The following is a 13,954-nucleotide window of genomic DNA, read 5'->3' on the forward strand; positions in this document are numbered from 1 at the left end:
GCTCAGTCGAGCTCGGCGCGACCGAGGCGCCAGTAGCCCATGAACGCGACCTGGCGGCGGTCGAGGCCGGCCTCGCGCACGAGGAACCGGCGCAGCGTCGTGATGGCGGATGCCTCACCGGCGAGCCAGGCGTAGCAGTCGCCGTCGAGGCTGTGCCCCTCGGGCACGTCCCAGAGCGGGGTGTCGGGCAGGTCGTCGTGCTCGGCGGCGGCGAGCGCCGCGGCCGCGTGGTCGGCGTCGGCGGCGCGTGCGGCGCCGATGGCGGCGAGGTGGCGCACGACCCAGTCGCGCACGGCCGGCACCAGGAGGTCGCCGTGCCGGCGGGCGGCATCCGCCCGGGACAGCCACCGCACCTCGACGCCGGCGGGCGCACGCACGGGGAGGCGGTCGCCGTCGGCGGGCACCTCGATGAGGGCGATGCCCTTCGCGTCGGCGGGCAGGGACTCGAGGATCGACGCGATCGCGGGGGCGGCCGTCTCGTCGCCGGCGAGCAGCAGGGTGTCGACGACGCCCGGGCGCCAGTCGATGCCGACGGTGCGGCCAGGGCTCAGCTCGTCGGGACCGATGAGCACGATCTCGTCGCCGGGCGCGGCCGTCGCGGCCCACGCGGACGCCGGGCCGCCGTCGCCGTGCCCGACGAAGACGATGTCGACCTCGCGGGCGTGGGGGCGCACCGCGCGCACGGTGTAGGTGCGGAACGGGTTCCGCAGCTCGGCGGGGAGCTCGCGCCAGGCGCCGTACCAGTCGTCGCCGTCGGGGAAGGCCGCGAAGCCGATCTCGGGGAGCGGGAGCACCACCTTCACGCGCTGGTCGAGCCCGGCGGTGCCGAATCCCTCGAGGTCGTCGCCCGCGAACGTCACGTTCGTGAAGTGCGGCGCGAGGCGTTCGACCCTGGCCACCTGCACGCGGAAGCTGCGGTAGGCGGGGCGCTCGCGCGGCGCGGCTTCGACGAGTGAGGTAAGCATTACCTAAGTCTTACACACGCGGCCCGATCGTGTGCATCCGAAGACGTCGAGGCGTCACCAGACGGGCGGATGCTGGTGCACGCGACGCACGCGCCGCTCGAGCTGCGCGGCCAGGGCGAAGAGCACCTCCTCGCCGCCGGGGCGGCCGATCAGCTGCACGCCCATCGGCACCCCCGCGGCGGTCTCCTCGACCGGGACGGTGATCGCGGGCAGCCCCGCCACGTTCACGAACGACGTGAACGGCGTGACCTGTACCTGCTGCGCGAAGTTCCGCTCGCCGTCGTCGGCGTCGTACCAGCCGACGGCCGGAGGCGTCAGGGCGAGCGCCGGCGTCAGCACGGCGTCGAACGGCGCGAATCGGCGGATGGTGCGCTCCTCGAAGCCGGCGAGCCAGGCGAGCGCCTCGGCGAGCTGCCGCGCCGGCACGGCCCTCCCCCGCTCGAGCAGCCACCGGGTGAGCGGCTCGAGCAGCGACTCCGCCGCACCGTCGACCGGGATCGTCGCCGCGCCCGCCTGCCAGATGGTGCGGAACGCCGCGGGGTACCCCGGCTCGGGCGCGGGCGCCATCGCCTCGATGCCGTGGCCGAGCCCCTCGAACGCCTCGATCGCGCGGTCGAGGGCCGAGCGCGCCTCCTCGGCGAGGTCGATCTCGTAGGCGTCGTCCCACGGCGAATCCGTCATCACCCCGAGCTGGAACCGGCCCTCGCCGCGGATGGCCGCGCCGAGGTACGGGCCGTCGTCACCGGGCGCGCGCACCGCGAACCGGTGCGCGGCCGGGTACCCGAGGGGCGCGATGAGCCCGTCGAGGAGCAGCGCGGCGTCGGCGACGGTGCGCGCGATGGGACCGGCCACGCCGAGGCCCGCGAGGCCGGCCAGCCCGGAGCCCGACGGCACCCGGCCTCGGGACGGCTTCATGCCGACGAGTCCGCACACCGCCGCGGGAATGCGGATCGACCCGCCCCCGTCGGAGCCGGGTGCGAAGGGCAGCATGCCGGATGCCACGGCCGCCGCCGCGCCGCCGCTCGAGCCGCCCGCGCCGAGCGTCAGGTCCCACGGATTCCGCGTCGGGGTCCCCGCGAGTGCCTCCGTGTACGACGGGAGCCCGAACTCGGGCGTGGCGGTCTTCCCGAGGCTCACCGCACCGGCCGCGTCCACCGCCTGCACGAGGTCGTCGGACTCGTCGGGGACGAATCCGGCGAAGGCCCGCGAGCCGAAGGCCGCCGGCACGCCGGCGCGGCGGTTGAGGTCCTTGTCGGCGACCGGCATGCCCCAGAGCGGGGCGGCGGTCGGCACGTGCTCCTCGACGTGGCGCGCCCGGGCCAGCGCGGCGTCGGGCGTCACCGTCGCGAACGCGCCGACCTCCCCGTCGAGGCGTTCGATGCGCGCGAGGTAGTGCCGGGTGAGCTCGACCGGCGACACCTCGCGGCGCTGCAGCAGCTGGTGGAGCTGGAGGGCGGTGTACTCGTGCAGCTCGGTCACCCCCCGAGCCTACGACCGCACCAGCACCGTCGGGGCGCGGCGACGCCGCCACGAGCCCGCGCCCGCGGCATCCGCTCGCTACTTGAGCGACTTCTGCAGCAGCACCGTGCCGAGCCAGCGGTCGAACTTGAACCCGACGCGGCCCATGCGTCCGATCTCCTGGAAGCCGAACCTCTCGTGCAGCGCGATCGACGCGTCGGCACCCTGGTCGGCGATCACGGCGATGATCTCCTTGAGGCCCGCCGCCTTGGAGCGGTCGATGAGCTCGGCCAGGAGGGCGCGGCCGAGGCCCTTGCCCGCCGCAGCGGGCCCGAGGTAGATCGAGTTCTCCACGGTGTAGCGGTAGGCACGCTTCTGCTTCCACGGCGCGACCAGGGCGTATCCCAACAGCTGCCCGCTCGGCGACTCGGCCACGAGGAAGGGCATCCCGAGCTTGTCGAGGTAGGCGAACTTCGCCTTCCACTCCTTGAGGGTCATCGCGTCCTCGTCGAAGGTGACGGTGGAGTTCGCGACGTAGTAGTTGTAGATCTCCCGCACGGCCGGCATGTCGGCGAGCACGGCGTCACGGATGGTGAAGTCGAACGGCTTCTCGGGCTCGGGGGCCTTGCGGAGATGCCGCGGCAGGACCCGCCGTTCCTGGTATTCCTCCTCGAGCATTGCAGCAGACTACCGCCGAAGGGGCGGCACCGGATGCCCCTGGCGCCTCACGCGGGCAGGCTCCAGTCGACCGGCTCGCCGCCCTGCGCGACGAGCATCGCGTTGGCACGGCTGAACGGCCGCGACCCGAAGAAGCCGCGGCTCGCGGACAGCGGGCTCGGATGCGCCGACTCGATCACGGGGGTGCGGCCGAGCAGGGGCCGGAGCCCCTGTGCGTCGCGGCCCCACAGGATGGCGACGAGCGGCTGGTCGCGCGCGACGAGCGTGCGGATGGCGTGATCGGTCACCGCCTCCCAGCCCTTGCCCCGGTGCGACGCCGGCGCGCCGGGGCGCACGGTCAGCACCCGGTTGAGCAGCATGACGCCGTTCGCGCTCCACGGGGTGAGGTCGCCATGGCTCGGCGGCGTCGTGCCGAGGTCGTCGGCGAGCTCGCGGTAGATGTTCGCGAGGCTTCGCGGCACCGGCCGAACGTCGGGATCGACCGCGAAGGACAGGCCGATCGGATGTCCCGGCGTCGGGTAGGGGTCCTGGCCGACGATGAGCACGCGCACGTCGTCGAGCGGGGGGCCGAACGCGCGCAGCACGTGCTCGCCGCTCGGGAGGTAGCCGTGGCCGGCCGCGGTCTCGGCGCGGAGGAAGTCGCCCATCTCGGCGATGCGCGGCCCGACCGGGGCGAGTGCGCGTGCCCAGCCCGGGTCGATGAGCCCGCCGGCGGAGAGCTCGTCGAGGGACTTCCCGGGCACGGTCAACTGCCGATCGTGGAGACCAGCACGCCGCCCTCGGTCGGGAGGACCCGCCAGACGCTGCCGCTCCCCTCGACCCGCAGGCCGCCCTCGCCCACGATCAGTGCCGTGCGCTCGTCGATGCCGAGCCCGCCGGCGACGAGACCGGATTCGACCGCGGCGACCAGGCGGGAGAGCATGCCGCGCTGGGCGACGTGCACCTCGATGGCGACGTCGACGAGCCCGATGCCCGCCTCGATCTCGAGCTCGAATGCCGGTTCGTCCAGGTCCTCGGGGTCCTCGGGTGACACGACCACGCCGCCGATGCGCGTGCCGCTGCCGAGCGAGCCCTCGGCCGCGATCATCGCGCCGGCCGAGGCGCCGAGGTAGGGCACCCCATCGGCGACGAGCCGACGCAGTTCGCCGAACACCGGCTCCAGTCCGGCGCGAACGTCCTCGACGAGTCCGCCGCCCACGGCGATGCCGTCGACGTCGGCGATCGCCTCGAGCCCGATCGGCGCGCCGGGCCGTCCGGCGGTGAGCTGCGCGTCGATCTCGTCGCCGCCGGAGGCCGCGGACAGCAGGTCGGCGAGCGCCGCCGCCTTCTCCTCGGCCTCGGGGTGCAGTGAGATCACGGCGATGCGGGGCCGCGCCCGACCGGCGGCCTGCGCCCGCAGGGCCGCCTCGGCGACGAACGGCGCATGCAGCGGGGCATCCGCCGTCGTGGTCGCGCCCCCGCCGATCAGGTGGACGCTCACGCGGCATCCTCCCCCGCGGTGACCGGAGGGAGGGCCGACCACGGGAAGATGATCCAGTCGTCGGTGCGGCGATAGTCGAAGTCGGGCACGAGCACCGTGTGCGACTTGGTGTAGAGCGTCGCCGTGCGCACCTCCGCACCCTCGTCGCGGATGATCGCCACCACCTTGGCGAGCGTGCGGCCGGAGTCGGAGACGTCGTCGACGAGCAGCACCCGCTTGCCGCCGAGGGCAGGGGCGTCGAGCATCGGCGGGTGCAGCACCGGCTCGGGCAGTCGTTCGTCGATGCCCGAGTAGAACTCCACGTTGATGGAGCCGCACGCCTTGGTGCCGAGGGCGTACGAGATCGCACCGGCGAGCAGCAGCCCCCCGCGGGCGATGGCGATCACGACGTCGGGGGTGAACCCCGACCGCAGCACGTCGCCCGCGAGCGAGCGAGCCGCCTCGCCGAACTCATCCCAGGTGAGGATCTCGCGGCGGATCCCGTCGACGCCGGTGCCCGCGTCGTTCGCATCGAAGGTCATCCGAACAGGCTACCCGGCGGCGCCCGTGGGTCGCTCGGGTGCGGCGGGCTCCTCGGGCGGCAGCGAGTGGGTGGCGGCCGGGTCGGGCTGCTCGCCGGTGGACAGCGACGGCGGCGCGAGCCCCGCACCCGCGTGCCGGAGCCCGGCGACGCGCTCGTTGAGGTAGGAGATGATCGTCGCCGACGCCGTGCCCACGATCGCGATGCCGCCGGCCATGAGCAGCACCGCGTAGAAGCGGCCCAGCGCGGTGACCGGGTAGGTGTCGCCGTAGCCGACCGTCGCGATCGTGACGAGCGCCCACCAGATGGCGTCGCCGAACGTCGTGATGTTCGCCCCGGGCGCGTCCCGCTCGGCCTGCAGCGTCGCGAGCGCGAGGAAGAAGACCCAGGCCGTCGCGTAGGCGAGCGCGAGGATGATGAACTGCGCCCGGACCGCGCTGGGAGTGTGCCGCTTCAGGAGGGGCAGGTCCTGCAGGAGGCCGACGACGCGGAGCGCCCGGAACACGGGCAGGATCGCCGAGAGCACCTCGAGCGGGTGATGCCACGCGTAGTGCCACCGCCGGCCGCGCGGCGTGAGCGCGATCCGGATCACCACGTCGACGATGAAGATGACCCACGTGGCGATGAGGATGACGAAGATGACCGTCGTCGCCGTCTGCGGCCGATCGGGCCACAGCACGTACACCGTGTAGGTGAACACGAACAGCACGCCGAGCAGCGCGAGGCTGCGACCGGTGACGTCGACGTAGCGGCGTCGCCGGGTGGTGGCCTCGTCTCCCTCGGGAGTTCCGCGGAGGGTCGTCACCGTGCGGCCTCGGGCTTGACCGCGAGCTCGCCCTTGGCGAAGCGGTGCGGCGCGGCCTGGGCCACGGGCTTCACGACGATGAGGTCGAGGTCGACGTGGCGGGGCTTCTGCACGGCGTCGAGGATGACGGCGGCGATGTCGTCGGCGAGCAGCGGCTCGGGCACGTCGTCGTACACCGCGTCGGCGCGCTCGCGGTCGCCCCCGAAGCGCACGAGCGCGAACTCCTCGGTCTTCACCATGCCCGGCGCGACCTCGACCACTCGGAGCGGCTCGCCGTTCAGCTCCAGCCGCAGCACCTCCGTGAGCGCGTGCGCCGCGAACTTGGCGGCGTTGTAGCCGCCGCCGCCCACGTATGCGGTGTGCCCCGCGATCGAGGTGACGTTCACCACGTCGGCCACGCCGCGCTCGACCGCGCCGCGGCGCAGCAACGGGAGCAGCGCGCTCGTGACCCGCTTGAGCGCCAGCACGTTGACCTCGAACATCCACGCCCAGTCGTCGATCGAGGACGCCTCCACCGAGTCGAGGCCCTTCGCGCCGCCCGCGTTGTTCACGAGCGCGTGCACCGGGCCGGTGGCCTCGAGGTGGTCGCGCAGGGCGTCGACGTCGCGTTGGTCGGTGAGGTCGGCCACGAACACGGATGCCCCGGTCGCGTCGGCGAGCGCACGCAGGCGCTCCTCGCGGCGGGCGACGCCCACCACCTCCCACCCGGCGGCCCGGAAGGCGCGCACGGTGGCCTCGCCGATCCCCGAACTCGCCCCGGTCACGACCGCTCGCAGCACTCCCATGCGCCTTATTCTGCACTGCGGCCGGTCCGATCCGGCACAGCACCGGCAGGACGCGTGGAGCTGCCGCCGCGGCATCCGTCGAACCGGTGCGGTTGAATGGGTCGATGCAGACGAGGCCGCACCCGACGACCCCGACGAAGCGCCGGCGGGTCCCGCTGTGGGACAACGCCCGGTGGATCGCGATCACGCTCGTGGTGATCGGCCACGGCATCCTCCCGCTCATCGCGGAGGACGACATCGCGTACAGCGTCTACCTGTTCATCTACTCGTTCCACGTGGCCGTCTTCGTCACGGTGAGCGGCTACTTCGCGAAGTCGGGGCCGCCGAATGCGAGATCGCTGCGACAGATCCTCACCGACATCGTCTTCCCCTACTTCATCTTCGAGACCATCTGGTCGGTCGTGAAGTGGGCGCTGGGCGGCGAGTTCAGCCTCGACTACACGACCGCGTCGTGGACGCTGTGGTTCCTCATCGCGCTGGCGATCTGGCGGATCGTGCTGCCCTACCTCGTGCTGCTGCGCTACCCGCTGCTCATCGCCGTCGCGATCTCGATCGGGGCGGGGTACACCGAGACGATCGACTCGACGCTGGCGATCTCGCGCACGCTCGGCATGCTGCCGTTCTTCGTGTTCGGGTGGAAGCTGCGCCAGTGGCAGCTCACCGGCCGGTGGCTCGACCTGCCGTCACGTGTGGCCTGGCGCTGGCGTGCCGGCGCGATCGCCCTCTTCGCCGGCGTCCTCCTGCTCATGCCGTTCGCGATCGAGACGTGGCGCGACCTGAAGCTCCGGCGCTTCATGCTCTACGACGAGGCGTACGTGGCGATCGGCTACGACGACCCGTGGTCGGGCGCGATCCGGCTGGTGCTGCTGCTCTCCGCGATGCTGCTCGCGGTGGCGTTCCTCGTGCTGATGCCGCGCGGGTCGCGCTGGTTCACGCCCTTCGGCACGGCCACGATGTACATCTACCTGCTGCACACGTTCATCCTCTTCCCGTTCCGGGAGACGCCGCTCCTGCACGGACGCCAGCCGTTCTGGGTGCTGCCCGCCATGATCCTGTTCTGCATCGGCATCTCGGTGGTGCTGTCGCTGAAGCCGGTGCGCCGGGTCTTCCGGCCGCTCGTCGAGCCGCGGGCGAGGTGGCTGTTCCGTGCCGAGCCCGCGACCGCGACGGGCACGCTCGTGCTGCCGCCCGGCGCGATGCCCCCGCCCCCGCCCGTCGCGCAGGACTCGTCCCCTCCGGTGGCGCCGCCGGCCGAGTCGGCCGGACCCGAGGATCCGCCGCGGCCGGGCCCGACTCCCCAGGCGTGACGCGGGCCGTCGCCCGATGACGCCGTGTGTCGGCATCCGTTGCCGCCCTCTCGGCGCGGACGTAACGTGGCTCGCGGTTGCGGCGGGTCCGCACACCCGACCGAGAAGGAGACCTCATGGCAGAGCATGCCGCCGACTGGCGCTTCGAGACGAAGCAGGTGCACTCAGGCGCAGCCCCCGACCCGGTGACCCATGCCAGGGCCACCCCGATCTACCAGACCACGTCGTACGTGTTCGACAACGCGCAGCACGCGCAGAACCTCTTCGCGCTGGCCGAGTTCGGCAACATCTACACGCGCATCATGAACCCGACGCAGGCCGTCGTCGAGGAGCGCATCGCCGCGCTCGAGGGGGGCACCGGCGCCCTGCTCGTCGCCTCGGGCCAGGCCGCCGAGACGTTCGCGGTGCTGAACATCGCCCAGGCGGGCGACCACATCGTCTCGTCGTCGTCGATCTACGGCGGCACGTACAACCTCTTCAAGTACACGCTCGCCAAGCTCGGCATCGAGACGACGTTCGTCGAGAACCAGGACGACGCCGACGAGTGGCGCCGCGCGGTGCGCCCGAACACCAAGCTCTTCTTCGCCGAGACCATCGGCAACCCGAAGATCAACGTCCTCGACATCGAGCTCGTGGCCGGAGTCGCGCACGACGCGGGCATCCCGCTCATCGTCGACAACACGATCGCCACGCCGTACCTGATCCGCCCGTTCGAGCACGGCGCCGACATCGTGATCCACTCGGCCACGAAGTTCCTCGGCGGCCACGGCACCGTCATCGGTGGCGCCATCGTCGACGGCGGCACGTTCGAGTGGTCGAAGAACGTCGAGAAGTTCCCCGGCCTGACCGAGCCCGACCCGTCGTACCACGGCGCGAGCTACACGGCCGCGGTCGGCGACGGCCTCGCGTACGTCATCAAGGCGCGGGTGCAGCTGCTCCGCGACCTCGGCGCGGCGATCGCCCCGAACAACGCGTGGCTGCTCATCCAGGGCATCGAGACGCTGTCGCTGCGCATCGAGCGCCACGTGCAGAACGCGCAGGAGATCGCGGAGTGGCTCGACAACCACCCCGACGTGGCGAGCGTGAACTACTCGGGCCTGCCCTCGAGCCCGTGGTACGCCGCGGCGAACAAGTACGCGCCCAAGGGCGTCGGCGCGGTGCTCTCGTTCGAGCTGAAGGGCGGCGTCGACGCGGGTCGCGCGCTCGTCGACAACCTGCAGCTGTTCAGCCACCTCGCCAACATCGGGGACGTGCGCTCGCTCGTCATCCACCCGGCTTCCACCACGCACTCGCAGCTCACGCCCGAGCAGCAGCTCACGACCGGCGTCACGCCGGGACTCGTGCGCCTCTCGGTGGGCATCGAGAACATCGACGACCTCAAGGCCGACCTCGAGGCCGGCCTGGCCGCGGCGCGCGCCGCCACGGAGGCCGCCCGGGTCTGACCCCGGCCGACACGAACGACGGATGCCGCGGGCCGCACGTGCCCGCGGCATCCGTCGTCGCACGGGGTGCCGGGCGTAACAAACGCGTCCCGGTGGCCGGGGTTCGGGAGAATCGAGACATGGACTGGCAGACCACCGCCGACGCGGTGCCCGCGGGCATCGTGTCGGAGGCGCGCGCACAGGCGCTGCAGGGGCGAGCGCCGGCCACCGGCGCCTGGCGGGAGGGCGACCCGGTCGGCGACCGACGGTTCGTCGGCATCGGCGACGTCCCCCTCGACGCGGGCGGCGCGCTGCCAGGCGTGCGCATCGCCTACGAGACCTGGGGCAGGCTCTCGCCCGAGCGCGACAACGCCGTGCTCGTGCTGCACGCGCTCACCGGCGACAGCCATGTCGTCGGTCCGGCCGGCCCCGCCCATCCGAGCGCCGGCTGGTGGCCCGGCGTCGTGGGGCCGGGCCTCGCGATCGACACCGACCGCTACTTCGTGGTCGCCCCGAACGTGCTCGGGGGCTGCCAGGGCTCGACGGGCCCGGCCTCCCTCGCGCCCGACGGCGCGGAGTGGGCCACCCGGTTCCCCTTCCTCACGATCCGCGACCAGGTGCGCGCGCAGGTCGCCTTCGCCGCAGCCATCGGCATCGAGCGGTTCGCCGCCGTCGTCGGCGGCTCCATGGGCGCGATGCACGTGCTCGAATGGGCGGTCATGGCGCCCCAGGCGGTCGAGCGCATCGCCGTGCTCGCCGCTCCCGCCGCCGCGACCGCCGACCAGGTCGCGCTGAACTCGGTGCAGATCGAGGCGATCCGCACCGACCCGGCGTTCCGCGGCGGCGACTACTACGACGCACCCGATGGCGAGGGCCCGACGCGGGGCCTCTCGCTGGCTCGGCGCATGGCGATGCTCAACTACCGCACCGCCGCCGAACTCAACCTCCGCTTCGAGCGGAGCTGGCAGTCCGACCTCGACCCACTGGGCGGCGGCGGCCGATTCGCCGTCGAGTCCTACCTGGACTTCCACGGCAACAAGTTCACGAGGCGCTTCGACGCCAACAGCTACCTCGTGCTCACCGAGGCGATGAACTCGCACGACCTCGGCCGTGGCCGCGGCGGAGTGGCTGCGGCACTCGCCGGCATCCGCGCGAAGAGCCTCGTGCTGGGCATCGACAGCGACCGCTACTTCACGCTCGAGGGACAGGAGGAGATCGCGGCGGGGTTGCGGCACAGCGTGCACGGCGACCGACCGGTGCTCGTGCACTCCGAATACGGGCACGACGCGTTCCTCATCGAGCACGAGGCCGTCGGCGACGCCCTGCGCCGGCTTCTCGTCGCCTGAGCCTCCTCAGTGATGCGCACCGCGGAGGAGACGCGGCATCCGTGCCGACTCCGCTACAGTTCGAGTGTCGGCATCCCTCTGTCATGAGTGCCCGACGCTGCGAGGGGGTGGCGTGAAGCGCATCCACAAGGAACGCGACCGGCTCCTGCGACGTCTCGCCCGCGTCGCCGGGCTCGTCGGCACCGCGAGCGCCCTCGCGTGCCTGCTGATCCCCGGCGTCGCGACGCCCGCGGAGCTGGCCGTGGGATCGGTGATCTGCATGCTGGTCGCCGTGCTCGTCGGCCTGTCCACTGCTCGGGGGGCGATGCTGCCGGCGATCGGCATCGTGGCGGGCGCCATCGCGTTCGTCGTCGTGCTCGGCTCGGCGTCGGTGCTCGACGCGCCCACGACCACCGCGATGAGCGCGATGTGCGGGGTCGCCGCGGCATCCGTCGCCCTCCCCATCGTCGTGCGCCGCCGCGGCGGCCTGATCGTCGCCGGGTTGGCCGCGGCCGTGCTCGCCGCGCTGTGGATCGTCTCCGGGTGGGGCCACGACCTGCGCGCCGTCGCCGTCGTCACGGCGGCCGGCTGGGGCGCGTGCACCACCCTCGGCGCGTGGATCGACCGCGCCATCGCCGACGCGACCGTGCGGATCGAGGAGGTGGGGCGCGCGCACGAGGCGGAGCGCCTCGCCAGCGAGCTCGAGGCCCAGCAGCGGCAGGACGCGCGGGTGCTGCACGACACGGTGCTCGCCACGCTGTCGCTGCTCGCCCACTCCGGTGTGGGGGTCGGCAAGTCGGCGCTGCGGCAGCAGGCGGGCGACGATGCCCGGCTGCTGCGCCAACTGCGACTCGGGGCGCCGCTCGACGCCGGATCGACCGCGATCTTCTCCCCCGAGTCGACCGACGCCGACGTGCTGAGCACGACGTTCGAGTCGGTGCGCCAGCGCTTCGCGCGCATGGGACTCGACGTCAACTGGCACGGAGCCGGACAGCTCGCCCTGCCCAGGGAGACCCTCGACGCGCTGCTCGGCGCGCTCGGCGAGTGCCTCGAGAACGTCCGCAGGCACTCGGGGGTCAACGAGGCGGACGTGACGGTCACCGACGACGACCACACCGTGCGCGCGATGGTCACCGACGCCGGGCACGGGTTCGAGCCCGAGTCCGTCGACGGCGCCCGCCTGGGCTATGCGGAGTCGGTCGTGGGCCGGCTGGGGACCGTCGGCGGTCGCGCGCGCATCTTCTCGTCGCCCGGCTCGGGCACCACCGTGATGCTCGAGGTGCCGAAGCCGTGACCAGGTCGATGTCTGAGTCGCCGCGCCGGGAGCACACGTTCCGTCGCCCGGCCCGCTCCGCGCGCGCCGTGCGCGCCGCGGGCGACGTGCGCGAGAGCCACGGCGGCCGCCGCCTCGCCACGGGGGTCACGATCGCCGCGGGGTTCATCATCGTCGCGCACCTCCTGCACACCGTGGCGCTTGCACCGTACTTCCCGCCCGGGCCGAGCCCGTGGGCGGCCTGGATCGCGCTCGCCGTGGTCGTCGGCGTGGGCGTGGTGTCGCGGTTCGCGACACGCACGCTCCCCGACTGGCTCTACGTCGTGCTGCTCGTCGGGCTCGTGGCCCCGGTCTGGCTCGACGTCTCGGCGACCGCGGGGTTGATCGACCTGGGCATCACGCCGACCGCCGCGGCCGCCGCCGGCGCCGTGCTGATGCCCGTCGCCGCGATCCGGGGCACGCGCGTGCCCCTCACCGTCGGAACCGTCATCGCGATCGTGCTCGCGGTCGAGGCCCTCGTGCAGGTCGGCACCTCGGGCCGTGACGTGGTGACGGGCATCGCCGTCGCCGCGACGGCCGCCTTCCCGCTCGTCCTCGTGGCGCTCGCCACCGACGGGTTCCGCCGGCTCGTCGGGCGCGAACTCGACCTCTCGCTCGTGCAATCCACCGTGGCCACGTCCCGCTCGGCGGTGGGCATGCGCGCGTCCGAGGAGCTCGCCCAGCTCGACTTCGACGCCGAGACCCTGCTCGACGACGTCGGCTCGGGCCGGATCGCCATCCCGCTTCCCGACGACGCGGCCGAGCAGGCCGGCACGCTCGCCGCGCGGCTGCGCGTTCGCCTCATCGAGGGCCGCACCGACACGTGGCTGCGCCACGCCGTGACCGAGTCGGCGTACCTCAACGGGCAGGTCACCGTCGACGACCCGGTCGGCTCCGCGGGACTCCTCACGCAGTCGCAGCGCGACGGCCTCCTGCTGGCGCTCTGGCTGCTCGTCGCGGAGCATCCGAAGGGGGCGAACACCCCGGTCCGAGTGCACCTCGCCTGCCGGGAGACCGCCGACGAGGCGTCACCGGATGTCGCATTCGACCTGTCGATCGACGTGTCGGGCGTTGCACGACGCCGCGTCGACCCCGCGACGTGGGACGCTATCGGTAGTGTCGGAGAGCACAACGTGGTGACACGGACGGACGGCTTCACGGTCGACGTCTCCTGCCGGGTGGCGCACAGCACCCGCCCCGGCGGGCCACCGGCCCGTGGGGCCGCACGATCGAGGGGAAGCTGAATGGCAGACACGGACGCACCGATCCGGCTGGCGATCGTCGACGACCACCGCATGCTGCTCGGGGCACTCTCCGAGTGGATCCGCGGCGCCGCACCCGACATCGACCTCGTCGCCGCCGTCCCCTCGTGGTCGGAGCTGCTGGCCCACCCGCAGTTCCCCGTCGACGTCGTGCTGCTCGACCTCGACCTGCGCGACAACATCCCGATCTCGCTGAAGCTGTCGATGCTGAAGTCCGCGGGCGTGCAGACCATGCTGATGAGCACCTATTCCGAGCCCGCCGTGGTTCGCGAGGCGCTGGGGTCCGGTGCCCTCGGGTACCTCGTCAAGTCCGAGCCGGTCGAGAACATCATCGAGGCGATCCGCGCGGCCCGCACCGGCGGCTCCTACCTCACGCCCGAGCTCGAGCTCACCCTCGCCGACGACGGCGCGGTGCCCAAGCTCTCCGCGCAGGAGCGGCGCGTGATGGCGCTCTACGGCGCGGGTCAGCCGGTCAAGGCCGTGGCGTTCCAGCTCGGCATCTCCGAGGAGACCGCGAAGAGCTACCTCAAGCGCATCCGCGAGAAGTACCGCATCGCCGGCTTCGACGTGGGCACGAAGGTGGCGCTGCGCAAGCGGGCCATCCTCGACGGCATCCTCCTGCAGTCCGACTGAGCG

The 13,954-nt window shown here is 72.8% G+C and carries 14 protein-coding genes; 6 read left to right on the top strand and 8 right to left on the bottom strand.

The window, feature by feature from the left end; translation table 11 throughout:
- Positions 1-2: 2 nt before the first annotated feature.
- The 8 genes from J2X63_RS01230 to J2X63_RS01265 form a co-directional block, all read right to left on the bottom strand.
- Positions 3-965, bottom strand: coding sequence for a siderophore-interacting protein (locus J2X63_RS01230; RefSeq protein ID WP_309973064.1), 963 nt, complete (start codon positions 963-965; stop codon positions 3-5).
- 54 nt (positions 966-1,019) lie between these two features.
- Entirely contained in the window at positions 1,020-2,444 is a 1,425-nt protein-coding gene (locus J2X63_RS01235; protein WP_309973066.1) for an amidase, read from the bottom strand.
- 78 nt (positions 2,445-2,522) lie between these two features.
- The gene (locus tag J2X63_RS01240) at positions 2,523-3,101 is read right to left on the bottom strand and encodes an N-acetyltransferase family protein (RefSeq protein WP_309973068.1); all 579 of its coding nucleotides are present in this window, start codon (positions 3,099-3,101) and stop codon (positions 2,523-2,525) included.
- A 47-nt stretch (positions 3,102-3,148) separates the two neighbouring features.
- On the bottom strand, positions 3,149-3,850 hold the full coding sequence (locus J2X63_RS01245) for a uracil-DNA glycosylase (protein WP_396133096.1): 702 nt from the start codon (positions 3,848-3,850) through the stop codon (positions 3,149-3,151).
- Complete coding sequence (locus tag J2X63_RS01250) at positions 3,847-4,581, bottom strand: Type 1 glutamine amidotransferase-like domain-containing protein (protein ID WP_309973070.1); 735 nt, start codon at positions 4,579-4,581, stop codon at positions 3,847-3,849. The genes J2X63_RS01245 and J2X63_RS01250 overlap by 4 nt, the downstream gene beginning before the upstream one ends.
- Positions 4,578-5,102, bottom strand: a complete 525-nt coding sequence (locus tag J2X63_RS01255) for a phosphoribosyltransferase (RefSeq protein ID WP_309973072.1) — start codon at positions 5,100-5,102, stop codon at positions 4,578-4,580. Before J2X63_RS01255 ends, J2X63_RS01250 begins: the two co-directional genes overlap by 4 nt.
- Before the next feature lie 9 nt (positions 5,103-5,111).
- Positions 5,112-5,906 (bottom strand): ion channel, encoded by a 795-nt coding sequence (locus J2X63_RS01260; RefSeq protein ID WP_309973076.1) that lies wholly within the window; start codon positions 5,904-5,906, stop codon positions 5,112-5,114.
- Positions 5,903-6,691 (bottom strand): SDR family oxidoreductase, encoded by a 789-nt coding sequence (locus tag J2X63_RS01265; RefSeq protein WP_309973078.1) that lies wholly within the window; start codon positions 6,689-6,691, stop codon positions 5,903-5,905. Before J2X63_RS01265 ends, J2X63_RS01260 begins: the two co-directional genes overlap by 4 nt.
- A 104-nt stretch (positions 6,692-6,795) precedes the next feature.
- Between J2X63_RS01265 and J2X63_RS01270 the strand changes: the two genes are divergently transcribed.
- The 6 genes from J2X63_RS01270 (at position 6,796) to J2X63_RS01295 (ending at position 13,951) form a co-directional block, all read left to right on the top strand.
- The gene (locus J2X63_RS01270; RefSeq protein ID WP_309973080.1) at positions 6,796-7,998 is read left to right on the top strand and encodes an acyltransferase family protein; all 1,203 of its coding nucleotides are present in this window, start codon (positions 6,796-6,798) and stop codon (positions 7,996-7,998) included.
- Between the two features lie 116 nt (positions 7,999-8,114).
- A complete protein-coding gene (locus J2X63_RS01275; RefSeq protein WP_309973081.1) occupies positions 8,115-9,440 on the top strand; it encodes a bifunctional o-acetylhomoserine/o-acetylserine sulfhydrylase in 1,326 nt (441 codons plus the stop codon).
- Between the two features lie 119 nt (positions 9,441-9,559).
- Complete coding sequence (locus J2X63_RS01280; RefSeq protein ID WP_309973083.1) at positions 9,560-10,765, top strand: homoserine O-acetyltransferase; 1,206 nt, start codon at positions 9,560-9,562, stop codon at positions 10,763-10,765.
- 112 nt (positions 10,766-10,877) lie between these two features.
- A complete protein-coding gene (locus J2X63_RS01285) occupies positions 10,878-12,038 on the top strand; it encodes an ATP-binding protein (protein WP_309973085.1) in 1,161 nt (386 codons plus the stop codon).
- Positions 12,039-12,046: 8 nt separating this feature from the next.
- A complete protein-coding gene (locus J2X63_RS01290) occupies positions 12,047-13,300 on the top strand; it encodes a hypothetical protein (RefSeq protein WP_309973087.1) in 1,254 nt (417 codons plus the stop codon).
- Positions 13,301-13,951 (top strand): response regulator transcription factor, encoded by a 651-nt coding sequence (locus J2X63_RS01295; RefSeq protein WP_309973089.1) that lies wholly within the window; start codon positions 13,301-13,303, stop codon positions 13,949-13,951. It abuts the gene before it with no gap.
- Positions 13,952-13,954 lie beyond the last annotated feature (3 nt).

The organism is Agromyces sp. 3263, assembly GCF_031456545.1.
GTDB lineage: Bacteria > Actinomycetota > Actinomycetes > Actinomycetales > Microbacteriaceae > Agromyces.